Origin of the sequence: Streptomyces sp. NBC_01142 (genome assembly GCF_026341125.1) — a bacterium.
GTDB lineage: Bacteria > Actinomycetota > Actinomycetes > Streptomycetales > Streptomycetaceae > Streptomyces.
In genome coordinates, this window is record NZ_JAPEOR010000002.1 from 3048038 (window position 1) to 3072262 (window position 24225).

At 68.8% G+C, this 24225-nt stretch carries 19 protein-coding genes and 1 riboswitch; of the genes, 7 read left to right on the forward strand and 12 right to left on the reverse strand.

Annotated elements, in window-relative coordinates:
- Nucleotides 1-143: 143 nt before the first annotated feature.
- Complete coding sequence (locus OG883_RS31520) at nucleotides 144-1043, reverse strand: LLM class flavin-dependent oxidoreductase (protein WP_266547909.1); 900 nt, start codon at nucleotides 1041-1043, stop codon at nucleotides 144-146.
- A gap of 93 nt (nucleotides 1044-1136) precedes the next feature.
- Between OG883_RS31520 and OG883_RS31525 the strand changes: the two genes are divergently transcribed.
- The gene (locus OG883_RS31525; RefSeq protein WP_266547911.1) at nucleotides 1137-1997 is read left to right on the forward strand and encodes a Cof-type HAD-IIB family hydrolase; all 861 of its coding nucleotides are present in this window, start codon (nucleotides 1137-1139) and stop codon (nucleotides 1995-1997) included.
- A gap of 90 nt (nucleotides 1998-2087) precedes the next feature.
- Here OG883_RS31525 and OG883_RS31530 read toward each other — a convergent pair whose 3' ends face one another.
- From OG883_RS31530 to hisC, 5 genes are all read right to left on the reverse strand, one after another.
- Nucleotides 2088-3134 carry a M23 family metallopeptidase gene (locus tag OG883_RS31530; protein WP_266547914.1) on the reverse strand — a complete coding sequence of 349 codons (1047 nt, stop codon included), beginning with the start codon at nucleotides 3132-3134 and terminating at the stop codon, nucleotides 2088-2090.
- A 374-nt stretch (nucleotides 3135-3508) separates the two neighbouring features.
- On the reverse strand, nucleotides 3509-7159 hold the full coding sequence (gene cydD, locus OG883_RS31535; RefSeq protein WP_266547917.1) for a thiol reductant ABC exporter subunit CydD: 3651 nt from the start codon (nucleotides 7157-7159) through the stop codon (nucleotides 3509-3511).
- A 15-nt stretch (nucleotides 7160-7174) separates the two neighbouring features.
- Nucleotides 7175-8176, reverse strand: a complete 1002-nt coding sequence (gene cydB, locus OG883_RS31540) for a cytochrome d ubiquinol oxidase subunit II (RefSeq protein ID WP_266547920.1) — start codon at nucleotides 8174-8176, stop codon at nucleotides 7175-7177.
- A gap of 22 nt (nucleotides 8177-8198) precedes the next feature.
- Nucleotides 8199-9707 carry a cytochrome ubiquinol oxidase subunit I gene (locus OG883_RS31545; protein ID WP_266547922.1) on the reverse strand — a complete coding sequence of 503 codons (1509 nt, stop codon included), beginning with the start codon at nucleotides 9705-9707 and terminating at the stop codon, nucleotides 8199-8201.
- Between the two features lie 569 nt (nucleotides 9708-10276).
- On the reverse strand, nucleotides 10277-11356 hold the full coding sequence (gene hisC / locus OG883_RS31550) for a histidinol-phosphate transaminase (protein WP_266547924.1): 1080 nt from the start codon (nucleotides 11354-11356) through the stop codon (nucleotides 10277-10279).
- Nucleotides 11357-11707: 351 nt separating this feature from the next.
- Here hisC and OG883_RS31555 point away from each other — a divergent pair, with 351 nt between their 5' ends.
- The 3 genes from OG883_RS31555 to OG883_RS31565 all read left to right on the forward strand — a co-directional run bounded on the left by OG883_RS31555 (nucleotide 11708) and on the right by OG883_RS31565 (nucleotide 15152).
- Nucleotides 11708-12820 carry a LacI family DNA-binding transcriptional regulator gene (locus OG883_RS31555; RefSeq protein WP_266547926.1) on the forward strand — a complete coding sequence of 371 codons (1113 nt, stop codon included), beginning with the start codon at nucleotides 11708-11710 and terminating at the stop codon, nucleotides 12818-12820.
- Nucleotides 12821-12994: 174 nt separating this feature from the next.
- Nucleotides 12995-14176, forward strand: coding sequence for a metallophosphoesterase (locus OG883_RS31560; protein ID WP_323181016.1), 1182 nt, complete (start codon nucleotides 12995-12997; stop codon nucleotides 14174-14176).
- 148 nt (nucleotides 14177-14324) lie between these two features.
- Nucleotides 14325-15152, forward strand: a complete 828-nt coding sequence (locus OG883_RS31565; protein ID WP_266547928.1) for a hypothetical protein — start codon at nucleotides 14325-14327, stop codon at nucleotides 15150-15152.
- 37 nt (nucleotides 15153-15189) lie between these two features.
- On the opposite strand, the gene OG883_RS31570 is transcribed toward OG883_RS31565, so the two are convergent.
- Both OG883_RS31570 and thiC read right to left on the reverse strand, forming a co-directional pair.
- On the reverse strand, nucleotides 15190-16293 hold the full coding sequence (locus OG883_RS31570) for a hypothetical protein (RefSeq protein WP_266547931.1): 1104 nt from the start codon (nucleotides 16291-16293) through the stop codon (nucleotides 15190-15192).
- Between the two features lie 297 nt (nucleotides 16294-16590).
- Complete coding sequence (thiC, locus tag OG883_RS31575; RefSeq protein ID WP_266547934.1) at nucleotides 16591-18393, reverse strand: phosphomethylpyrimidine synthase ThiC; 1803 nt, start codon at nucleotides 18391-18393, stop codon at nucleotides 16591-16593.
- Nucleotides 18386-18545, reverse strand: a riboswitch (TPP riboswitch). Its footprint overlaps the gene before it by 8 nt.
- 71 nt (nucleotides 18546-18616) lie before the next feature.
- On the opposite strand from thiC, the gene OG883_RS31580 reads away from it, so the two are divergent.
- A complete protein-coding gene (locus OG883_RS31580; protein ID WP_266547937.1) occupies nucleotides 18617-19969 on the forward strand; it encodes a YibE/F family protein in 1353 nt (450 codons plus the stop codon).
- A gap of 137 nt (nucleotides 19970-20106) precedes the next feature.
- Here OG883_RS31580 and OG883_RS31585 read toward each other — a convergent pair whose 3' ends face one another.
- From OG883_RS31585 to OG883_RS31600, 4 genes are all read right to left on the reverse strand, one after another.
- Nucleotides 20107-20541 carry an SsgA family sporulation/cell division regulator gene (locus OG883_RS31585; RefSeq protein WP_266547938.1) on the reverse strand — a complete coding sequence of 145 codons (435 nt, stop codon included), beginning with the start codon at nucleotides 20539-20541 and terminating at the stop codon, nucleotides 20107-20109.
- Nucleotides 20542-20665: 124 nt separating this feature from the next.
- A complete protein-coding gene (locus OG883_RS31590) occupies nucleotides 20666-21436 on the reverse strand; it encodes an IclR family transcriptional regulator (RefSeq protein WP_266547940.1) in 771 nt (256 codons plus the stop codon).
- Nucleotides 21437-21657: 221 nt separating this feature from the next.
- Nucleotides 21658-21870, reverse strand: a complete 213-nt coding sequence (locus OG883_RS31595; protein WP_266549631.1) for a DUF5326 family protein — start codon at nucleotides 21868-21870, stop codon at nucleotides 21658-21660.
- Between the two features lie 126 nt (nucleotides 21871-21996).
- On the reverse strand, nucleotides 21997-22314 hold the full coding sequence (locus OG883_RS31600; RefSeq protein ID WP_266547942.1) for a cupin domain-containing protein: 318 nt from the start codon (nucleotides 22312-22314) through the stop codon (nucleotides 21997-21999).
- Nucleotides 22315-22364: 50 nt separating this feature from the next.
- Between OG883_RS31600 and OG883_RS31605 the strand changes: the two genes are divergently transcribed.
- A complete protein-coding gene (locus OG883_RS31605; protein WP_266547945.1) occupies nucleotides 22365-22742 on the forward strand; it encodes a phage holin family protein in 378 nt (125 codons plus the stop codon).
- Between the two features lie 21 nt (nucleotides 22743-22763).
- On the forward strand, nucleotides 22764-23912 hold the full coding sequence (locus OG883_RS31610; protein WP_266547948.1) for a cystathionine gamma-lyase: 1149 nt from the start codon (nucleotides 22764-22766) through the stop codon (nucleotides 23910-23912).
- The last annotated feature ends 313 nt before the right edge of the window (nucleotides 23913-24225 follow it).

The following is a 24225-nucleotide window of genomic DNA, read 5'->3' on the forward strand; positions in this document are numbered from 1 at the left end:
CCCACCGGCCTCTCACCCTGGGGATGCGCAGCCGGCCCCGACCCGTACGACTGGACGACTCGTACGGAACGGGGCCCTTCACTCCTGCGAGGGACTGGGCGCACCCTCTCGGATTGGCGCTCTCAGAACGCCGTACGAGGTGCTCAGCGCCCCAGTTGGGCGAGACCCTCGGTTGCGATCTGCTCGAAGACCGCCTGGTCCGCGGCGAAGCCGGAGTCCGGGATGGGGGCGTGGATCACGATCTCGGTGAAGCCGAGCTCGAAGTGCTTGCCTGCGAAGTCCACAAACGCGTCCAGGGACTCCAGCGGGCGGCCGGGCTCGGGAGTGAAGCCGGTGAGCAGGATCTTGTCCAGCTCGGCCACATCGCGGCCGGCGTCCGCACACGCTTTGCCGAGCTTGTCGATCTGTCCACGAATGGCCTCGACGGACTGCTCGGGCGTGCCCGTCTCGAAGAGCTTCGGGTCACCCGTGGTCACCCACGCCTGCCCGTGCTGCGCCGTCAGCCTCAGCCCGCGCGGCCCGGTCGCGGCGACCGCGAAGGGCAGCCGGGGCCGCTGTACACAGCCGGGAATGTTGCGGGCCTCGACCGCCGAGTAGAAGGTCCCTTCGTGCGTGACCGAGTCCTCGGTCAGCAGCCGGTCGAGCAGCGGCACGAACTCCGCGAAACGGTCGGCCCGTTCGCGTGGCGTCCAGGCCTCCTGGCCCAGCGCCGTGGCGTCGAAGCCCATGCCACCCGCGCCGATGCCGAGCGTGAGCCGCCCGCCGGAGATGTCGTCGAGAGAGATCAGGTCCTTGGCGAGGGTCACCGGGTGCCGGAAGTTCGGGGAGGTGACCAGCGTGCCCAGACGCATCCGTTCGGTGGCGGCGGCCGCGGCGGTCAGCGTGGGGACCGCGCCATACCACGGGCCGTCGCGGAAGGTGCGCCACGACAGGTGGTCGTAGGTGTACGCGGTGTGGAAACCGAGCTGCTCGGCTCGGAGCCACTCATCGCGGCCACCCTCGTGCCAGCGGCGGACAGGGAGAATCACGGTACTCAAACGCATGCATCGAGACTACGTGTCCCCACAGTGGCACCTGCACTCTCAAATGTGCGCAGTGCCGCACGCCCGTGCACCAACGTACGGGAGAATGGATCTGTGACCTCAGCTACCGATCCACGCCCCCTGCCCACCACCCCCCGGCTGATCGCCACCGATCTCGACGGCACCCTGCTGCGCGACGACCAGTCCGTCTCGGACCGTACGATCGCCGCGCTCGCCGCCGCTGAGGAAGCCGGGATCGAGGTCTTCTTCGTCACCGGCCGGCCCGCACGCTGGATGGATGTCGTCAGCGATCATGTCCACGGCCATGGGATGGCGATCTGCGCCAACGGCGCGGCCGTGGTGGATCTGCACTCCGGCGGGACGCTGCTCGAGGTCCGGGCCCTGGATCGGGATACCGCCCTGGAAGTCGTACGTGTCATGCGCGACGCGGCCCCGGGCACCTCGTTCGCGGTCGACCTGGCCACCGGCGTCCACTACGAGCCGGACTATCCGCCCTTCCGCGTCGACCCGGGCGCGACTGTCGCCACCGCCGAGAAGCTGCTCCACGAGGAGCAGCCGGGCACCGGCGCCCCGGTGATCAAGCTGCTCGCCCACCATCCCGAGCTGACACCCGACGGCTTCCTCACCCTGGCCCGCACGGCTGCCGGCGAGCTCGCGTCCATCACCCGCTCCAGCCCGACCGCGCTGCTGGAGATAAGTGGTCTGGGAGTCAGCAAGGCCAGCACGCTCGCGCTCTGCTGTGCCGAGCGCGGGATCTCCTCCGACGAAGTCGTCGCCTTCGGGGACATGCCCAATGATGTGGAGATGCTGACCTGGGCGGGCACCTCGTACGCGATGGGCAATGCCCACCCGGACGTGATCGCCGCGGCCTCCGGCCGGACCGTCGCGAACAACGAGGACGGCGTCGCGGTCGTCATCGAGCAGATCCTCACCCGACTCGCGGAACGCCAGTAGCCCACGGGCATCAGGGCCGCGGGGACGCGCGGGCGGGGGGCGAGGGCGCGCGGGGCCACGCGAGCCCCTCGGGGCAACAAGGCCCGGGCCCTAGAGGTACACCCCGCGCTCGCGCAGCCAGCCCACCGGATCCACTCCGGACCCCAGATACGGCGTGAGCCGCACCTCGAAGTGCAGGTGCGGCCCCGTCGAATTGCCTGTGGTGCCGGTCTGTCCGATCCACTGCCCGGTCCGTACCTGCTCGCCCTGGTCGACGGTCACCGCGGCAAGGTGCGCGTACTGCGAGTAGTAGCCGCCGGGATGCGCGACCACGGCCTCGATGCCGAACCCGCCGCCGCAGGAGACCGAGACGACCCGGCCGGCCCCGACCGACCGGACCGGGGTGCCGATGCCCACCGCGAAGTCCTGTCCGGTGTGCCGGTGCGCCCAGCGCTCACCGGCACTGTCGAATCCGGCGGACAGTTCGTACTTCTCCACCGGTGTCACCCAAGTCGGGCCCTGCGGCGGGCCCCCGGGCTGCTCGAGCCGTACGGCACCCGCGCACGTGCCCGCCGCCACACTGCTGTCCGCCTCCCCCTGCAGCTTCCACTGGGCGACCTCCAGCTTTGTCTCGATGCCGCGTTTGATGCTCGCCAGCTGTGCCTGGCGAACATCGAGGTCGTGCCAGGCTGCCCGCGCCTTCCCCTCGGTCAGGGCGAGCCGTCGCTCAGCCTGCCTGGCCCGGCCCAGCAGCCGGTTCACGGCTGCCTCCACCTGCTGGGCAACCCGCCGTCCGCGCATCAACTCCTCAAAGTTGTCGGCGAGGAGCAGCTGAGCGGTGAACGCGAGCGAGCCGCCCGTGCGGTACTGGAGACGGGCGACGCCGCCGATGGCGTCCTGGATCGTGGTGAGCTGGTGCCGCTGCCTGGCCAGCTGTTCCTGGAGCCGGTCGGCCGTGGCGCGCTGTACGTCCGCCGCACGCCTGCTCTCTTCATAGGTCTCGGTGGCCTTCGCGGCATCCTCGTACAGCTGCGCCACCTCGGCGCTTGTGCTGGGCCCCGGCCCGTCGGACGCGACGGCGGTGGGTGCCGTCGTGCCAAGGAGCGCGCACAGCAGCACCGGGACGAGCAGCAGCCGGTCGCGGCGTCTCAAGCACATCCACGGATCGTCGCCCGGCGCCGGTGCGATTTCGGGTACCCGTGAGTGTCGTACCGCCATCTGGCCCAGATACCGGCCGCGGCACGGGGGACCTCCATGCTGCGGCGGTCCTTCAGTTACTGCTCCGGTACTGCTCCGGTACTGCTCCGGCTCTGCTCGTGAATTACAGCGGGGCCTCCCAGGACACCGTCGTATCCCTGCCGTCCTCCCCGATCCCCGGACCGCTTCCGCGTGATCCGCCCATCCGGCTCGGCCCGCCACGCCTGATTGCACAGCCCGCTGCGCCGGCCACCGTCCGGATGCCCCCCGTCGCGGCTTCGAGCGGGTCCTGCGATTCGGGCGCTGTCATGCCCTTGAGACGAGCAAGTCCGATTTCACGAGGAAAGAGTGGTGCCGGTCGACGAGAGAGGGAGACTCGCCGGGGAGAGCCGGGTACCGAGCAGGTCGGCGGCCCGCTCGCGCTCCAGCATCCGGCGCAGCGGCCCTTCGGTGTCGGCAAGCTCGGCGTACGGACCGCGCTGCACGGTCCGCCCGGCTTCCAGGACCACGACCTCGTCGACGGCGTCGAGCCCGCGCAGCCGATGTGTGATCAGCAGAGTCGTCCGGCCTTCGGTCACGGCCAGCAGGTCCGCCGTCAGCGCATCGGCAGTCGCCAGGTCGAGATGCTCGGCCGGTTCGTCGAGGACGAGTACCGGGAAGTCGGCAAGGAGTGCGCGGGCCAGCGCCAGTCGCTGCCGCTGACCTCCGGAGAGCTGGGCGCCGTGCTCACCGACGAGAGTGTCGAGGCCGTCGGGCAGAGCGTCGACCCACTCCAGCAGCCGGGCCTTGCCCAGCGCCTGCCTGAGCTCCTCCTCCGTCGCCTCCGGACGCGCGAGCCTGAGGTTCTCCCGCACGGAACTGTCGAAGAGGTGGGCGTCCTGCGCGCACAGCCCGACCATGCGCCGGACGGCGTCCGAGTCGAGCGCCGCCGCGGACACGCCGCCGATCGTGTACGAGCCCTCCCTCGCGTCCAGGAAGCGGAGCAGCACCTGTGCAAGGGTGGTTTTCCCGGACCCCGAGGTGCCGACGACGGCGATGCGCCGGCCGGCGGTGAGCGTGAGGTCGAAGGCGTCGAGCGCGTTCCGCTCCTGCCCGGCATACCGGGCGCCCAGGCCCCGCACCTCGATCGGGAACGCCGTCCTGGGTACGGCAGCCGGCCGCTCCGGCTCATGTACGGGGACGGGCGCGTCCAGTACCTCGTACACCCGCTCGGCGCTGCGCTTGACCCGCTGCCGGTACTGCACGGCCAGCGGCAGCCCGGTGACCGCCTCGAAGGCGGCGAGGGGAGTGAGCACCACGACCGCCAGGGACACTCCGTCGAGCCGCCCGTCACCCACCGCCTGCACTCCGGCGAACGCGGCGCACACAACGGTCAGTCCACAGGCCAGCGCGGAGAGCCCCCCGCCGAGCGCGGTGGCGGCGGCGCCCCGGGCGGCAATGCGGGTCAGCCGCCGGTCGGCTTCCCGGCTGCGCTCGATCCGCCCCTTCAGGGCTCCGGCAACAGTCAGTTCGGCAATTCCCCCGAACAGGTCGACGACCCTGGTGGACAGCAGCCCTCGCGCGGGAGCGAGTTGACGCTCGGCCCGCCGCGCGAAGGCGCCGCCGGCCAGCGGTACGGCCACGCCGGCCATCAGCAGCCCGACGGCGAGCACCGCACCGGCCTCGGGCATCAGCCACGCCGTGAACCCGACGGACCCCGCTCCGACGACGACGGCCACCCCGGCCGGCAACATCCACCGCAGCCAGTAGTCCTGAAGCGCGTCCACATCGGCGACGAGCCGCGACAGCAAATCCCCCCGCCGGGTGCGGCGCAGCCCGGCGGGCGCCATGCGCTCCAGCCGGCGGTAGACCGCGACCCTCATCTCGGCGAGCATCCGCAGTACGGCATCGTGCGCCACAAGTCGCTCGGCGTACCGGAAGACGGCCCGACCGATGCCGAAGGCCCGGGTCGCCGTCACGGCCATCATCAGATAGAGGACGGGAGGCTGTTCGGAAGCGCGCGAAATGAGCCACCCGGACACGGCCATGAGCCCGACGGCGGATCCCAGCGCGAGACTGCCGAGCAGAAGTGCGAGCCCGAGTCGTCCCCGCAGGTCCCCGGCGGCCGCCCGCACCCGAGCCAGCACCCGCGGTGAAGGCACCTCCGGCCCGTCACCCTCCAGCCCGTCCGCATCACCCGGCCCGTCCGGCGTTCGAGGACCGGGAACCGGGGCGGATCCCCGGTTTCGGTGAGGAGCGGGCAGGGCGCCGCTCCGCACAGCGTCCCCCGCGCCAGCACCCGCAGCCGCGTCAGCGCCAGCAGCCGCAGCCGCAGCCGCACCTGCAGCCGTACCTGTGCCGCGCAAGGGAGCCGCCGCCGGCTCCAACGCCACCACCCGGTCTGCCACAGCAAGCAACGCCGGCCGATGAACGACCAGCAGAACCGTCCGCCCCTCCGCCAGCCTCCGGACCGCCTCGACGACACCCGCCTCGGTCTCCCCATCGAGCGCCGCCGTCGGTTCGTCGAGCAGCAGCAGCGGTCGGTCCGCGAGGAACGCCCGTGCCAGCGCCAGCCGTTGGCGCTGCCCTGCCGACAGCCCCGCCCCGTCCTCCCCCAGCAGGGTCTCCACACCCTGGGGGAGCCCGGCCACGAAGTCGTACGCCCCAGCCTCCCGCAGCGCGTCCCGTACGGCCGCGTCATCCGCGTCCGGCCGCGCCAGCCGTACGTTCTCGGCGACCGTCCCCGCGAAGAGATACGGCCGCTGAGGCACCCATGCGATCCGCTCCCGCCACCGTTCCAGATCGAGGCTCGCCAAGTCCGCGCCCCCGACCCGTACCCGCCCCGCGGCCGGCTCCACGAATCCCAGCAGCACATCCAGCAGAGTCGACTTCCCGACCCCGCTCGGGCCGACCAGCGCAACCGTCTCGCCGGGCTCCACCACCAGCGAGGCAGCGTCCAGCGACGCCTCGCTGCGCCCCGCGTGGCGGACGGTCACCTCCTCCAGCTCCAGGCGCAGGTCTCCCGGCACCTCCCCCGTACCGCCCGTCCGCGGCTCGGTCTCCAGAACCTGGAAGATCTCCTCCGCCGCCGAAAGTCCCTCCGCCGCCGCGTGGTACTGGGCTCCCACCTGCCGCAGCGGCAGATACGCCTCGGGCGCGAGGATCAGGATCACCAGACCCGTGTACAGATCCAGGTCACCATGGACCAGCCGCATACCGATGCCGACAGCCACCAGCGCCACCGAGAGCGTCGCCAGCAGCTCCAGCGCGAACGACGAGAGGAAGGCGATCCGCAGGGTCCGCAGCGTGGCCCGCCGGTACTCCCCGGTGATGGACCGGATCGAGTCGGCCTGCGCCTTCGCCCGCCCGAAGACCTTCAAGGTCGGCAGACCTGCGACCACATCCAGGAAGTGCCCCGACAGCCGTGACAGCAGCCTCCACTGACGGTCCATCCGGGACTGCGTGGCCCAGCCGATGAGCACCATGAACAGCGGAATCAGCGGCAGAGTCACCACGATGACCGCCGCCGAGACCCAGTCCTCGGTCACGATCCGCGCCAGTACCGCGACCGGCACCACCACCGCGAGCCCCAGCTGTGGCAGATAGCGCGCGAAGTAGTCGTCCAGGGCGTCGACGCCACGCGTGGCCAGAGCGACGAGCGATCCTGTGCGCTGCCCGCTCAGTCGGCCCGGCCCCAGCTCAGCGGCCCGCTCCAGCAGCCTCCCCCGCAGCTCCGACTTGACCGCCGCGCTCGCCCGGTGCGCGGCCAGCTCGGTGAGCCAGGCGACGGTTGCCCGGCCGACCGCGACCGCCGCCAGCAGGGCCAGCGGCACCGCAAGACCGGAAGTGGAGAGCCCCTGCTGGAACGCCCCCACCACCACTTCGGCAATCAGCATCGCCTGGGCGATGACCATCGCCGCCCCGACAAGTCCGAGAAGCACCACCGCAACGAGGAAGTGACGGGTGGCCCGGGCGTACCGGAGCAGACGCGGGTCGATCGGTTTCACGTGAAACATCCCCCACTAATGGGCATCGGCGATGTGCTGCGTGCCGATCCGCTTGCGGAACACCCAGTACGTCCATCCCTGGTAGAGCATCACCAGCGGCGCCGCGATGCCCGCGCACCAGGTCATGATCTTCAGGGTGTACGGGCTCGACGAGGCGTTGGTGACCGTGAGGCTCCACTCCTCATTGAGCGAGGACGGCATGACGTTCGGGAAAAGCGTCAGGAACAGCATCGCGACGGCGGCCACGATCGTCACACCTGACAGCGCGAACGACCAGCCCTCGCGCCCTGCCTTGATGGCCACGACCGCCACGACCAGCGCCGGCACGGCGACGGCCATCGCGACCAGGCTCTTGCCGTCGCCGTGCGATATCTGGGTCCAGATCAGGAAGCCGAGCGCCAGCACGACGGTGAGCAGCCCCAGCTTCACCGCCAGCCCACGGGCCCGCACCCTGATGTCCCCCACCGTCTTCAGCGCGGCGAACACCGCACCGTGGAAGGTGAACAGGGTCAGCGTCACCAGCCCGCCCAGGATCGCGTACGGGTTGAGGAGATCGAACAAGGTGCCGACGTACTCCTTCTGCCCGTCGATCTTCACGCCGCGCACGATGTTGCCGAAGGCGACGCCCCACAGCAGGGCCGGAAGCAGCGAGGTCCAGAAGATCGCATGCTCCCAATTGGTCTGCCACCGTTCCTCGTCCCGCTTGTGCCGGTACTCGAAGGCGACTCCGCGCACGATCAGGCAGACGAGGATGAGCAGCAGCGGCAGATAGAAGCCGGAGAAGAGGGTGGCGTACCACTCGGGGAAAGCAGCGAAGGTCGCTCCGCCGGCGGACAGCAGCCACACCTCGTTGCCGTCCCATACGGGCCCGATGGTGTTGATCAGGACCCGCCGCTCGGTCCGGTCCCTGGCCAGCAGTTTCGTCAGGACCCCGACCCCGAAGTCGAAGCCCTCGAGGAAGAAGTAGCCGGTCCACAGGACGGCGATGAGTACGAACCAGACGTCGTGAAGTTCCATGCCTCAGCAGCTCCTCAGGGCCTCAGTACGAGAAGGCCATCGGCCGGTCGGCGTCACGGTCGTCGCCGCCGATCTTGGTGGGCGGGGTGAGGTCGGCCTCGGTGAGCTCGGGCGGTCCGGCCTTGACGTACTTCACAAGCAGCTTGACCTCGATCACGGCGAGCACCGCGTAGAGCAGGGTGAAGACGAGCATCGAGGTCAGCACCTCGCCCTGTGAGGTGCCGGGGGAGACCGCGTCGCGTGTGCGCAGCACGCCGTACACGACCCAGGGCTGACGTCCCATCTCCGTGAAGATCCAGCCCCAGGAGTTGGCGATCAACGGGAAGAGCATGGTCCACAGCGCCACGACCCAGTACCACTTGGTGAACTTCGGGCTGAGCGCCTTGCCCTTGAAGAGGACCAGGTGCGGCACTTCGTCCTCGCCCGTCCGCAGACGCGGCGGCAGCATGAACTTCTTGCGGGTGAGCCAGAGTCCGATGAGCCCGATGGTGAGGGACGCCATGCCGAAGCCGATCATCCAGCGGAAGCCCCAGTAGGCGACCGGGATGTTGGGCCGGTAGTCGCCGGGCCCGAACTTCTCCTGTTCGGACTTGATGACGTCGTTGATGCCGGGGACGTACGAGTCGAAGTCGTCGTTGGCCAGGAAGGACAGCAGTCCCGGAACCTCTATGGCGACCGTGTTGTGGCCCGCGTCGACATCCCCGTAGGCGAAGAGCGAGAAGGGCGCGGGCGCCTCGCCGTCCCACAGCGCCTCGGCGGCGGCCATCTTCATCGGCTGCTGCTTGAACATGACCTTGCCGAGCAGGTCACCGCTGACAGCGGTGAGCATTCCGGCGATGACCACGGTGATCAGCCCGAGCCGGAGCGAGGTCCGCATCACGGGTACGTGCTTCTTGCGCGCCAGATGGAAGGCGGAGATGCCCACCATGAACGCACCACCGACGAGGAACGCGGCCGTCATGGTGTGGAAGAACTGGGTGAGCGCGGTGTTCTGCGTGAGGACCAGCCAGAAGTCGGTGAGCTCTGCCCGCCCGCGCTCCTCGTTGATGCGGTAGCCGACCGGGTGCTGCATCCAGGAGTTGGCGGCCAGGATGAAGTACGCGGACAGGATGGTTCCCATCGAGACCATCCAGATGCAGGCCAGGTGGATCTTCTGCGGCAGCTTGTCCCAGCCGAAGATCCACAGCCCGATGAAGGTGGACTCGAAGAAGAACGCAATCAGCGCCTCGAAGGCGAGCGGGGCACCGAAGACGTCGCCGACGAAGCGCGAGTAGTCGGACCAGTTCATGCCGAACTGGAACTCCTGGACGATGCCGGTGACCACGCCCATGGCGATGTTGATCAGGAAAAGCTTGCCCCAGAACTTCGTGGCCTTGAGGTACTTCTGCTTCTCCGTCCGCACCCAGGCGGTCTGCAGGCCGGCAGTGAGCGCGGCGAGAGAGATCGTCAGGGGAACGAAGAGGAAGTGGTAGACGGTGGTAATGCCGAACTGCCATCGCGCCAAGGTTTCCGGCGCCAGAGCCAGGTCCACGTCGTCATCTCCTTACTTCGCCGTGATCACAGCGTGGTTCGCCCCCGCATCCCAACCGATCCCGGGACGAAACAGCCAACGCTTGTGAACGCGTTCACATTCACAAGCATTATGTCTTACCCACTCCGGGATCTGTCGAGGGGGGTGCACCCTGGTACGCACCCCCCGTGCCTCTTCGCCGCAGAACCCCCATGAGCGCCTTGCTCATGGGGGTTCTGCGAGGGCGAAAAGCTCACCACCCCGGAGTCCCCGCCCTCGAGGCAAACGCCCAGCAGGTGGTGGACCCGGGCACGGTCGCGTTCCGGACCGTCGGGCGACGCGCTCGCGCCGGCCATGGTGGCCCCACCCGGGATCTCGCGCGGGAGGACTGCCGCCTCGGGACCCGCGCAATGTCCTCGGCCGGATCCACGGCGACCCGCGGCTGCTGACCACGGTCCGCGCCGACGACCCGGTACGGGCGGAAACGTCGAGGCCAGGGGGTGCCTCGCGGATCAGGTGGATCAGTGAGCGGTCTTGCGCGGCAGCGAGGTGCCGGGGCGCGCGAGCCGGCAAGATCCAAATGACACCCGCTAGAGCCCCTGGCGGAAGCTCTCGGCGGTATTGAGGAAGATGTCGTTGGCCTCACTTTCGCCGATGGTGACCCGTACGCCCTCACCCGCGAACGGCCGCACGACGACGCCCGCCTTCTCGCAGACGGCCGCGAAGTCGAGCGTCCGGTCGCCCAGCCGCAGCCAGACGAAGTTCGCCTGGGTCTCGGGCACCGTCCAGCCCTGCTTGACCAGGCTCTCGTACACCCGCACGCGCTCGGCGACCAGCGAGCCGACCCGGCCCAGCAGCTCGTCCTCGGCCTGAAGCGAGGCGACCGCCGCGTCCTGGGCGAGCTGCGAGACACCGAAGGGGACTGCTGTCTTGCGCAGCGCGGCGGCCACCGGCTCGTGCGCGATCGCGAAGCCGATCCGCAGCCCCGCCAGTCCGTACGCCTTGGAGAAGGTGCGCAGCACCGCCACATTGGGACGGTTGCGGTAGATCTCGATACCGTCCGGAACCTCGGCATCGCGGATGAACTCGCGGTATGCCTCGTCCAGCACCACCAGGACATCCGACGGCACCCGGTCAAGGAACCGCTCCAGTTCGGCCCGGCGCACCACCGTGCCGGTCGGGTTGTTGGGGTTGCAGACGAAGATCAGACGCGTCCGGTCGGTGATCGCGTCGGCCATGGCGTCCAGATCGTGCACCTCACCTGAGGTCAGCGGCACCCGCACCGCCTTCGCCCCGCTGATCTGCGTGATGATCGGGTACGCCTCGAAGGACCGCCAGGCAAAAATGACCTCGTCGTCCGGGCCCGAGGTGGACTGCAGGAGCGACTGGGCAACACCCACCGAGCCCGTGCCGGTCGCCAGGTGCGTCACCGGCACCCCGAAGCGGTCCGCGAGCTCGTTCATCAGGCCGGTGCAGGCCATGTCCGGGTAGCGGTTGAACCCCTGGGCCGCGGCGATCGCAGTCTCCATCACACCCGGCAGCGGCGGATACGGGTTCTCGTTGGACGACAGCTTGTACGCGACCGGGCCTCCGGCCGCCGCAGGCTTGCCCGGCTTGTAGGTGGGGATGCCGTCCAGCTCGGCGCGCAGCTTGGGGCTGGTCTCGCTCACCGCAGGTCCTCCTCATGCCTTCAGCAGTTTCGAATACTGCTCACCTTATGAGGATTCACGGCTGGTGCGAATGGCAGGCGCATGGAAAGGGGGGAGCGCTCCTCTCCAGGGCGCGCGCCGGTAGCTCACTCCGTGGCGCGCATCACCCGTAGTGGTGAGTTGAGACCTCTTCGAGACATCGACCTTCCGAGAGGCCCGTACAACTCGACACACGAGACGATGTGGTCAAACCCTGCAATTCCATTCATTTCCATGGCTATTGATCGATGATGACCATGCAGAAACGTGCCTGTCAACGAGTGAATATGCGACCGGCCCAACCACCCTGGCGAGCCCTACTATCGGCTCGCCATGACAGCAGCAGGGAAGCACCAGGTGAGCCGGACGGAGACATCCCGCCGGGGCAGCCGGCAAAGCCGGGCGGGCATCCGAGACGTGGCCGCCGCAGCCGGAGTCTCCATCACGACTGTCTCCGACGCACTCAACGGCAAGGGCCGGCTCCCGGACGCCACCCGCCGACATGTCCGCGAGGTCGCCGACCGGCTGGGCTATCGCCCGTCCGCCGCGGCGCGCACACTCCGTACCGGAAAATCGGGCTTGATCGGCCTGACCGTAACCACGTACGGGGATGAACCTTTCACCTTCACAGAGTTCGCCTATTTCGCCGAGATGGCGAGAGCCGCGACCTCCGCCGCGCTCGCACGCGGCTACGCACTCGTCATTCTGCCCGCCACCTCACGCCATGACGTCTGGTCGAACGTCGCCCTCGACGGCACCGTCGTCATCGACCCCTCCGACCACGACCCGGTCGTCACCGAACTGGTCCGCCAGGGCCTGCCCGTCGTCTCCGACGGGCGTCCGGCCGGGACCCTCCCGGTCACCGCCTGGGTCGACAACGACCACGAAGCCGCCGTACTCGATCTGCTCGAGCATCTCGCCGCCGCCGGCGCCCGCCGCATCGGCCTGCTCACCGGCACCACCACCGACACCTACACACGCCTGTCCACCACCGCCTATCTGAGCTGGTGCGAGCGCGTCGGACAGGACCCGGTCTACGAGTCCTACCCCGCCCACGATCCGTGCGCCGGGGCCGTCGCGGCCGACCGCCTGCTCGCCCGACCGGACAGACCCGACGCCGTCTACGGACTCTTCGACCCCAACGGCACCGATCTGCTTGCCGCCGCCCGGCGCTACGGTCTGCGCGTCCCCGATGATCTGCTGCTCGTCTGCTGCAGCGAGTCGACCGTGTATGCCACCACCGAGCCGCCCATCACCACGCTCTCGCTCAAACCGCGCCGGATCGGTACAGCGGTCGTCCAGCTCCTCATCGACGCCATCGAAGGGATCGACGAGGACCGGCCGATCGAGCAGGTGATACCGACCGAACTGATCGTCAGAACGTCCTCACAGCGCCGCCCTCCGCGAACGACGGTGAGCGCCCCGCGATCTTCATCTCAGGACTAGACCTTCCCAATTGGGACGAAACAACCGGCGAACCAGGGGTGCAGGAGGATTCACCACCCCTGGTGCGTCACACAGCGCGGACCTCATTCCTATGATGGGCGCACGACACCGCGGACCACCCCGACCAGGCTGGGCCGAGAGGTGAACGGCGGCGCGACGGTGGTGGAGGGGTCGATGACTCAGGGGGCCGGTCAAGGACCCGTAGTGCGAACAGCGACATTGCGTGATTTTCGCGTACCGCCGTACGCGCAGGTTCCCGTGCAGTCGCAGTCGCAGTCGCACGAACAACCGCCGGTGCCTCCGCGCGCACAGCCACAGGTGCCGCCCCAGGTACCGCCCCCGACGGAATCGCCGGTGCCCTCCCAGGCGCCTGCGCAGCCGGCGGGGTCCGGCCATCCCGGCAACGCCTTCCCCGAGGGAGAGCAGCCGGACGGCTACACCCCCACCGCGCGCGATCTTCCTGTGATCAGCCTCGGCGGCCCTGGCGACACCGTCCAGGTGCAGGTCAACCCCGCCGAGGCACCCTCGGCCGACGGGCTCGGACCGCTCTATGTCGTCGGCGACGTCCACGGCTATCTCGACGAGCTCCTCGCGGCACTCACCGCACAGGGCCTCATCGACGCCGAGGGCCGCTGGGCCGCGGACAACACCCGACTGTGGTTCCTCGGCGACTTCACCGACCGGGGCCCCGACGGCATCGGCGTGATCGACCTCGTCATGCGGCTCTCCGCCGAGGCCGCGGCAGCCGGCGGCTACTGCAAGGCCCTGATGGGCAACCATGAACTGCTGCTGCTCGGGGCCAAGCGGTTCGGCGACACCCCCGTCCACTCCGGTGCGGGCACCGCCACCTTCCAGGCCGCCTGGTTGCTCAACGGCGGCCAGAAGGCAGACATGGACCGTCTCCAGGACGTCCATCTGCAGTGGATGGCGCGGCTCGACGCAGTGGTCGAGGAGGACGGGCATCTGCTGATGCACTCCGACACGACCGCGTACCTCGACTACGGCTCCACCATCGAGGACGTCAACGACACCGTGCACGCGATCCTCACGCGCAACGATGCCGACGAGTGCTGGGACCTCTTCCGCAAGCTCACCAAACGCTTCGCCTTCCGCGACGACGACGGCCCCCAGGCCGTACGCGAACTGCTCACCACCTATGGCGGCGGGCGCATCGTGCACGGTCACAGCCCCATCCCGTACCTGCTGGGCGAGGTGGGCACGGAGGACGGCGAGGACGGCGAGCGCCCGGTCGTCGAAGGCCCGCATGTGTACGCCGACGGGCTCGCGATCGCCATGGACGGCGGCGTGACCATGGCCGGAAAGCTCCTCGTCGTCCAACTCCCGCTGTCTGACTGAGTCAACTCGGGACAGGCGATTTACGGAAACCCCCTGTCACCCCGTGCCTCAACCGCTCTACCATCGGGTTATCCGTAGCAGGCTCTCCTCCGTTTCTGCCCAACCGCCCGGTCGATGCGGGCAATCCGGCCCTACGGAGCATCGGGGGATGCACATGAACAGCGCTCCGCACCTGCTGACCGAGGATCGCGCCGAGTACGAGCGGATCCTCGACGACGCACTGCGCAACGCCCATGACCGTCCGGATCTCGCTGCCGTCGGGGAGCGGCTGAACGCAGAACAGCTCCGCACCATGGCACTGAACGCGACAACGCTGATCACCACCGCCGCCGCGACCGAGTACGAGCACTATGTGAAGGTCCGCGAGGAACTGCGCTCACCCACGACCGCCGCGTCCATACGCAATTCCGTACTGGCCGCGTCCGAGGGCGAGGCGTCCGAGGGCGGCGCCGGGTTCGCCGCCGTCGTCGCCGTGCTTGCCCCCGTGCTCGCGGGGACGGCCGCACTGATCTTCCTGCTGGTCGGCTACATCCTGAAGATGCTCAGCCCCACACCGTCGTTCGCACAGACCCTGCTCACTGCCGGCTGGTTCTTCGGGGCGGTCACGGCGGCAGCCATCCTGGTCGCCGCGATCGGGCTGCTGCTCACCGCCCTGCGCAACGGCGCGACCCAGGTCCCGGCCGCGGAGTCGGCGGGCGAGCTGCCCGACGAGCTGTCCCGGGCCAAGGACGCCTGGCGTCATGCCCTGCTGGAGCGCGGCCTGCTGCCGTTTCTGCGGGCAGCGCTGGCGGACCCCAGCGCCGACCCGTCCTCCGCGGTACCGCCGCGCCATGTGAGCCGTATCCCGAAGGTCGGCTACAGCGGCCCGGACTACTCCAGCCCGAGCGAGGGCTCGACGACCGGACAGCGCCCCACGTTCACCAGCCCGGACTTCACCAGCCCGGACTTCGGCGGGCCCGAGCACCGGCCGGAGTGATCCCGGGCCACCGGCCGCAGCGGTCTCCGGCCGGTGCTCACAGGCGCCGTACGGCCTGCGTCTCTGCTCGTTCGACCGACGCACGTCCGTGCACATGCACCAACGCCAGATGGAACAGCGCCGGCGCGAGCGGAGCCCATCGATGGACCCGGTCCGGTCGCAGCAGATACCTGGCCACCGGCGCCGCGCGGAAAGGAACGTAGTCGATCGTCTGGTGTTCCCACCTGTCGGCGACGCCTCTGCTCATCCGTGTCTGCAGGCCGTCGCGGGTCAGGTCCTTCAGCCGCGCGTAGAAGTGGGCGCTCCAGTGCCGTCTCTCCACGTCCAGCACGAAGGCCAGCAGAACGAGGGTGTACTCGTGCGGCTCCAGGGACAGCTCCTCCCGCATGCCGCGGCGCGCGACTGCGTAGAGATCCGGAGCACTCCTGCCGGATGAATCGATGTGCCGGGACAGCCCTTCATTGACGGAGGAGTTCCACACTCCGGGTGCCATACGAACCCGGTCGCTGCGCTGAGTGACGACCAGCATGTCGTCGGCGGTCACCACGGCCACATTGGCGGCGAAGCTGCACTGAAGGAAGGCCGGTGCTTCCAATGGCCGGTCCGGATCGAGGTATCTGGACCGCGGCGTGGTCCCGTCGGGCAGCCGCCGATCCAGCTGCTGCGCGGCAAGAAACGTGTAATAGTCCGTCGGCCGCAGCCTCAAGTGGACTTCCGGCTGCTCGTCCAGGGCCGTCCGGGAGACGTCGAACGACTCGACGGCATACCGAGGACCGTTCCACACCGGGGTCCGGCCCTTCGCCCGGAGCTGTGCGCTTTCGGTCTCGATCTCGTCCCGCCAACCGGCCATGTCCGAAGGGAGCGTGATCTCGTCGTCCAGGACCTGGACATGTATCGCCTCGGAAACGACGGGCGACTCGCCGTCCCCCTCCACTATCAGGGCGGAGGTGTGGAGCGGTCCCAGCGAGAACGTGGACCACACGCGGTGGGACTCCTCACGGGACCGAAGGCTCCGAACCGCTCGTTTCGAACGCTTGCGCAACGTGAACCAGGCGTCCTGCAAGGGCTGTTGGAACAGCGTTGCGAACAGCATGCCGAACAGTGCGCCGACCACTCCGTTGGCCACATCGATTCCGCCCACGTCACGCAGGCTAGTCAGATTTGATCAAGCTTCGGGTGGCCGTGGCTCTACCGTTACCTCGAAACTCTCGGCCCTTCGGAGCCACCGCCATGCTGGGGCGGACGCCACGGCGTACCGATCAGCGGCTCCATCCGGGGACGAATGCCCGCTGGTGGCACAAGGCCGTGGCTACCGCGGAGGCTACGGCCGTGGTCACCGCAATGACGGTGGCGGCCGGCACGGTGCCCCTGAGCCGGACACACCGGCCCGAACGGCGGTGCGCCCGCCCGGCTGCCCGGGGCACCGCCGTGCGTCACGTCAGTCCGCAAGCGGCAGGTACACACGGTTGCCGCTGGCCGCGAACTCCTTCGACTTCTCCGCCATGCCCGCCTCGGCCTCCTCCAGGGAAGCCGTATCGGCCATGTCACCACCGTGCTGGCGCCGGATGTCCTGGGAGATCTTCATCGAGCAGAACTTCGGACCGCACATCGAGCAGAAGTGCGCGGTCTTCGCCGGCTCGGCCGGGAGCGTCTCGTCGTGGAACTCCCGTGCCGTGTCCGGGTCGAGGGCCAGATTGAACTGGTCCTCCCACCGGAACTCGAAGCGCGCGTCCGACAGTGCGTCGTCCCACTCCTGCGCGCCGGGGTGGCCCTTGGCCAGGTCCGCCGCATGGGCCGCGATCTTGTAGGTGATGACGCCGGTCTTCACGTCGTCGCGGTTGGGCAGGCCCAAGTGCTCCTTGGGCGTGACGTAGCAGAGCATCGCGGTGCCCCACCATGCGATCATCGCCGCCCCGATGCCGGAGGTGATGTGGTCATACGCCGGGGCCACGTCCGTGGTGAGCGGGCCGAGCGTATAGAAGGGGGCCTCCTCGCAGATCTCCTGCTGGAGGTCGATGTTCTCCTTGATCTTGTGCATCGGGACGTGACCGGGTCCTTCGATCATCGTCTGCACATGGAAACGCTTGGCGATCGTGTTGAGTTCCCCGAGCGTGCGCAACTCCGCGAACTGCGCCTCGTCGTTGGCGTCCGCGATCGAGCCGGGGCGCAGGCCGTCGCCGAGTGAGTACGTCACGTCGTACGAGGCGAGGATCTCGCAGAGCTCCTCGAAGTTCTCGTACAGGAACGACTCCTTGTGGTGCGCCAGACACCAGGCCGCCATGATCGAACCACCGCGGGAGACGATGCCGGTCTTGCGGCGCGCGGTCAGCGGAACGTACCGCAGCAGCACGCCCGCATGGACCGTCATGTAGTCGACGCCCTGCTCGGCCTGCTCGATGACGGTGTCCTTGTAGACCTCCCAGGTAAGCTCCTCGGCCTTTCCGTCGACCTTCTCGAGCGCCTGGTAGAGCGGCACGGTGCCGATGGGAACGGGGGAGTTGCGCAGCACCCACTCACGGGTGGTGTGGATATTGCGGCCGGTGGACAGGTCCATGACCGTGTCCGCGCCCCACTTGGTGGCCCAGGTCATCTTGTCGACCTCCTCCTCGATGGAGGAGGTGACCGCGGAGTTGCCGATGTTGGCATTGACCTTCACCAGGAAACGCTTGCCGATGATCATCGGCTCGATCTCGGGGTGATTGACGTTGGCGGGCAGGACGGCCCGGCCCGCGGCGATCTCCTCGCGTACGACCTCGGGGGAGACGTTCTCGCGGATCGCGACGTACTCCATCTCCGGCGTGATCTCGCCCCGGCGCGCGTACGCGAGCTGCGTCACCGCCTGACCCGCTCGGCCCCGGCGCGGCTGGCGCGGCCGGCCGGGGAAGACCGCGTCGAGATTGCGCAGTCCGCCGCGCGGCGAGGTGTGCTTGATCCCGTCGTCCTCGGGGCGGACCGGGCGGCCCGCGTACTCCTCGGTGTCACCGCGGCCGATGATCCAGTTCTCCCGCAGCGGCGCCAGGCCGCGGCGTACATCGGTCTCGATGGTGGGGTCGGTGTACGGTCCGGACGTGTCGTACAGCGTCACGTCCTTGCCGTTGGTGAGGTGCACCTGGCGGACCGGCACCCTGAGATCGGGGCGCGAGCCCTCGAGGTACCCCTTGTGCCAGCCCGGCGTGCGCCCGGCCTGGTCGGCGGTGCCGTCCTGGCTGGCGGCAGGCGTGCGTGCATCCTGAATGGTCATGAGACCTACTCCCTACGCCGGCATTACCCGGTAACAGGTTCGGCGGTCGACGCAGCGGCTTCCGTATCCGAAGTACTGGCGTGTGGCCAGACGGCTCGTACGGAGGTCAGCGCCCTCTCAGCCCGGTGCTCCGAGCTCCCGCGTGTGCAAAGGTGCCACCACGCTAGCGTCATTTCTGGCGCGCTGAACAGTGGGCCCCCCGCATTCTTGCGATGATCGGTCGGTGACCTCCACCCCGACCACCTCGCCACAGACGCCCGAACCGCACGGCCACTCGCACAGCCATGGACCTGCCGCGCCCGTCTCCCGCCACCTCCGCAAAGTCATCGCCGCGGTGCTGATCCCCTTCGCCACGGCGGTCCTCGTCGGTCTCGCCGTGCTCTGGCCGGGAGGCGCGCCCGCCCACGAGCGCAGTGGTGTCGGCTTCGACCGGCAGACCGAGCAGGGCACGGTGACGCAGGTCGAGAAGGTCAACTGCAAGGACGTGAACGCCGCACAGGTTCCGCCGACCGGTGACACCTCCACGCCCGAGGGGCGCGAGGCGGTCAATGCCCAGCAGGGCAGCTGCGAGAGAGCGACGATCAAGGTCACCAGCGGCAAGGACAAGGGCCGTACCTTCACCGAGATCGTCCAGCCGGACGCGCCGCGGCAACTGAACGAGGGCCAGGGAGTGGTGGTGGCGTACGCCCCCGATGCTCCCCGCGATCTCCAGTACTCCGTGACCGATGTGAACCGCGAGTTCCCCATGGCCCTGCTGGCCGGGCTCTTTGCGCTTGTGGTGGTACTGGTGGGGCGGATGCGCGGCGTGATGGCGCTGATCGCGCTCGCCCTCTCGTTCGCCGTACTGACCCTGTTCATCCTCCCCGCGATCCTGCAGGGCTCCAATCCGCTGGTCGTCGCGGTGGTCGGGGCGAGCGCCATCATGCTGATGTCGCTCTACATGTGCCACGGACTGACCGCCCGGACCTCGGTCGCGGTCCTCGGTACGCTGATCTCGCTGCTGCTGATCGGGCTGCTCGGCTCGCTCTTCATCGGCTGGGCGAGCCTGACCGGCAACACCGATGACAACACCGGCCTGATCCACGGCCTGTTTCCGAACATCGACATGAGCGGTCTGCTGCTGGCCGGCGTCATCATCGGCTCGCTCGGCGTACTGGACGATGTGACGGTGACCCAGACGTCGGCGGTGTGGGAGCTGCGCCAGGCGGATCCGACCATGGGGCCGAAGGCCCTGTACCGGGCCGGCCTCCGGATCGGCCGGGATCACATCGCGTCCGTCGTCAACACCCTCGTACTCGCCTACGCGGGCGCGGCGTTGCCGCTGCTGCTGCTCTTCTCGATCGCGCAGAGCAGCGTGGGCACGGTGGCCACCAGCGAGCTGGTGGCGGTGGAGATCGTGCGGACCCTGGTGGGGTCGATCGGTCTGGTCGCTTCGGTGCCGGTGACCACCGCGCTCGCGGCGCTGGTGGTTTCCGCCGACCGGCCGGGCTCGGCGGGATCCTCAGAAGCAGGAGCAGACAGCGCTCCGAGCGGATCGCCGGTACGGAGCGGCAAGGGCCGACGGCGCAAGAAGTAGGCCGTGAGCAGGGACAGTGGGCGGCGGGCAGCAGTCCGCGGACGGGCGGCCGTAAGCGATAGGCGGCGGGGAGCAGTCCGCGGACGGGCGCGGGCGCACGGCAGGAGGCGTCAGGTCGCGGCAGCCGTACGAGCCCGTCAGCCGGCGGTCTCCTCCGCCAGGATGCGGCCGAGCGCCGCCTCCAAGTTCTCCTCGAAGTCACCGAGCGTCCGCTCCTGCCCCAGCGGCACCAGCTTGTCCGTGCGGTCGAGGAAGGCCACCAACGGCGCCGCGCTCGCCCGGAACACCGCCCGCTCGCAGCCGACCTGGAGCCGGATCCTGACGTCGGACAGCCCCTCGGGCCCGACCGGCGCGATGCACACATCGCCGTCCCCGCTCCGCGCGTTGATGCCGTCCAGCAGCAGCTCCCTGCCGAAAGCCCAGGTCACAGGGGCATCTCCGGGCAGGTGAAAGGTCATCCGCACCGCATACGGATCCCCCGTCTCGTACCCGAGCTCCACCGGGATCCGGAAGGAGAGTTCCTCGGAGACAAGAAAACTCATCAGGACCTCGGCCTGGACAGACTCGCGCATCATGTACTCCGCAGCAGATGAAGCAGTGAAATGAAACCGTGACGAAAACGGCCAAGAATGATCCCCCTTGGCCCTCTTGACGCAATCGTGCTGTAAGCGCTAGTTGATCACAAGGAGTAATTTTTCAGATACTGATAGAGAGGGTAAGCGATCCCAACAACCCGCCAATTCCACTGCGTAGCTCCTCGATCGCAGGGAGCAGCCGTTCTTCCTGGTGAAGAGGGAGAGAAATCGCCATCGTCGCGGCGGCGGACCCCGCCGTGATCGGAATGGCGGCACAGACCGTACCGAGCGCATATTCCTGCCGCTCCACGACGGGCTGCATCCGCCCGGTTGACGCGAGCCGCTCCAGCAGCGCGCGCCGGTCGCGTACGGAGTAGGGAGTGACCGCCTGCACGGGATGGCGGTCCAGATGATCGCGACGGGCCGGCTCGTCCAGCTGACTGAGCAGACACTGGCCGATCGCATGGGCATGCCCGGTCTCCCGGAAGTCGGCCCACTCGCTCACGGCCGGGGCACAGGGGGTGTCGGCGACCGCGACCAGCTCGATCTCACCCTCGCGGTAGACCGCGAAGTACACGGGGACACCAATCGTGTCGCGCCAGTGCGTCAGCGAGTCCTCGAGCCTGGTGCGACGATTCTGCAGAGCGCCGGCGGGGGCGAGCCGTCCCACGGCGTCGCCCAGGACGAACACGCCCTTCTCGCGCCGGAGATAGTCCTCGTGCGTCAAGGTGCGCAGCAGGTGGTAAGCGGTGGGAAGAGGAAGCCCCGCCTCACGCGCGAGCTGCTTCGCGGGAGCCCCGTCCGGATGGGAAGCCACTGCCTCCAGAAGCCTCAGCGCCCGCTGCACCGAACCAATCAGGGTAGGGACAGCGGCGTTCGTAGCCTTGGCCAAAGGTCACCCCCAGGCGTGGTGACGGGCTTGCGCGCCCGCCTGCGGGGGCCACCCCCGCGCGCCCGCCGCGCGGATTTCCCAAGGGACGGCAGCGGGTTGCCACTGTAATGGCAGCCCTTGTCGGGGGATGGGGTTTGTCAGAGGCGTTCCCCCGGGCGGGCTAATGGCCATTCCGGCCCACGGTACGAACAGCCGTGTACCGGCACCCGCCTTTGCCTCTGCTACCAGTCGCTGCGCGAGCCGGAAGATGTCGTGAACATCCGTACGACGAAGACAAGTCCGCCGACGAGGGCGACAAAAACCAGGGCCATGAAGAGCAGCTTCATTACAAAGCCGACAATGCTCGCGATCAGTCCCCCGAACACGACCAGCGCGATAACGGGCACCGCGACCCACTTCACCCACCACGGCATTCCCGCGAAGATCTCCCGCACAGCCATCGTCCTACCTCGTTTCTCTGAGTTCCTGCCCTCGATGCTAGGCGGGAGGAGGTGGCCTGCGGGGCCCGCGAGCCCCCGCTCTCCCCTGATCGAACCCCTAGGGACCGGGGAGGGTCGCGCTCAGCTCTCGGGGGGAGAGAAGACAACCATCACCCGCAGATCCTCGGTGATGTGATGGAACTTGTGCGGCTCTCCCGCCGGGACATACACCACGCTGCCCCGCCCCACCTGCGTCGTCTCCATCCCCACCGTGATCGCGGCGCGGCCGCTGACGACGAAGTAGACCTCGTCCTGGCGGTGGGGCAACTGCGGATCGATCTCGCCGGCCTCCAGTGCGTACAGCCCGACCGACATGTTCCGTTCACGCAGGAACTGCAGATACGCACCGTCGTTGGCGGCGCGTTCCGCCTCCAGCTCGTCCAGTCGGAATGCCTTCATGCCCGTCCGCCCCTGCACTTGGTCCGATCACGTCTGCCACGATCAGACACATGATGAATTTCCTAGTCAAGACGATCGCCAATGCGGCGGCCCTGGGCGTGGCCATCTGGCTGCTTCAGGACATCACTCTCACCGGCGAGAACACCGGCAAGAAGGCACTGACGCTGATACTGGTGGCCCTGCTCTTCGGCCTGGTGAACTTCCTCGTCAAGCCCATAGTGAAGCTGCTCACGCTGCCCCTGTTCATCCTCACTCTGGGGTTGATCACGCTGGTGATCAACGCCCTGATGCTCTTGCTGACCTCCTGGCTCGCCGACCAGTTCGATCTGAACTTCCATGTCGAGGGCTTCTGGACCGCCGTGCTTGGCGGCCTGATCATTTCGGTCGTTTCCTGGGCGCTGAACATCGCCCTGCCCGAAAAGGACTGACACTGTCGAGGAGCATGTGGCATGAACGCAGAACATGGGGTGCCCCCACCGCAGGCCGGGGATGGTACCCGGGCGGTACGGGCAGGGCTGCCCGAGCCGGTGAAGTACGAACCGACCCTGCCGGGACCGGTCTTCGCGGCCCACTTCCATCTGCCCGGCGAACCGACGGGCCCGTACACCTACGGGCGTGACCAGAACCCGACCTGGACCCTTCTGGAGCGCGCCATCGGCGAACTGGAGGCGCCGGGAGAGCCGGTGGAGACCGTGACCTTCGCCTCGGGGATGGCGGCGATCTCGGCCGTGCTCTTCTCGCAGCTGAAGGCCGGCGACGCGGTCGTGCTGCCGGACGACGGCTACCAGGCGCTGCCGCTGGTGCGCGAACGGCTGGAGACGTACGGCGTCGAGGTGCGGACCGCGCCGACCGGCGGCGACGCGCAGCTGTCCGTCCTGGAGGGGGCGCGGCTGCTGTGGATCGAGACACCGTCCAATCCGGGTCTCGATGTGTGCGACGTGCGCCGCCTGGCGAAGGCGGCACACGTCGCCGGCGCGCTCGTCGCGGTCGACAACACTCTGGCCACGCCGCTCGGGCAGCGACCCCTGGATCTTGGCGCCGACTTCTCCGTGGCCAGCGACACCAAGGGCATGACGGGCCACGGAGACCTCCTGCTCGGCCATGTGACCTGCCGCGATCCCCGGTTGGCGGCCGGCGTTCGGAACTGGCGCAAGGTCGTCGGGGCGATCCCGGGTCCCATGGAGGCCTGGCTCGCACACCGCTCGCTGGCCACGCTGCAACTGCGCGCTGATCGGCAGTGCGCAAACGCACTGGCGCTCGCAGAAGCCCTGAGCGGTCGCGGCGAAGTGACCGGACTGCGCTATCCGGGCCTGCCGACGGACCCCTCGCACAAGATCGCCTCGCTGCAGATGCGGCGATTCGGCTGCGTGGTCTCCTTCGTGCTGCCGGACCGCGGGCACGCCGAACGGTTCCTGGGCGGCCTGCGGCTGGTGGACGACGCGACGAGCTTCGGCGGGGTGCGCTCCACCGCGGAACGCCGCGGGCGCTGGGGCGGCGACGCCGTACCGGAGGGGTTCATCCGCCTCTCGGCGGGAGCCGAAGACGCAGACGATCTGGTGGCCGATGTGCTGCGCGCACTGGACGGGGCGGGGCGCTAGGCCACCGCGGGCGTGCGGCCGTACGGATTCGTACGCGGGCCACCGCATGGGCCGGCGCCCGCGTAGATCGGGCCACCGCGTACATCGGGTGACCTCGCACCATCGGGCGGCGTCCCACACCGGCCGATCGCGACGGCCGCCTACGCCGCCCGACCGCGTACATCGGTGTGCCGATCGACGGTACACACAACGGGCGGTCCGAGCCTCCCCCCTCATGGCTCGGACCGCCCCCGGTTCAACGCACGAAAACGGCGCCGGGTCCCGCGCGAAGAACCGCCCGACCTAGGCTAGTTGACTCTGCGTCAGTGTCCAA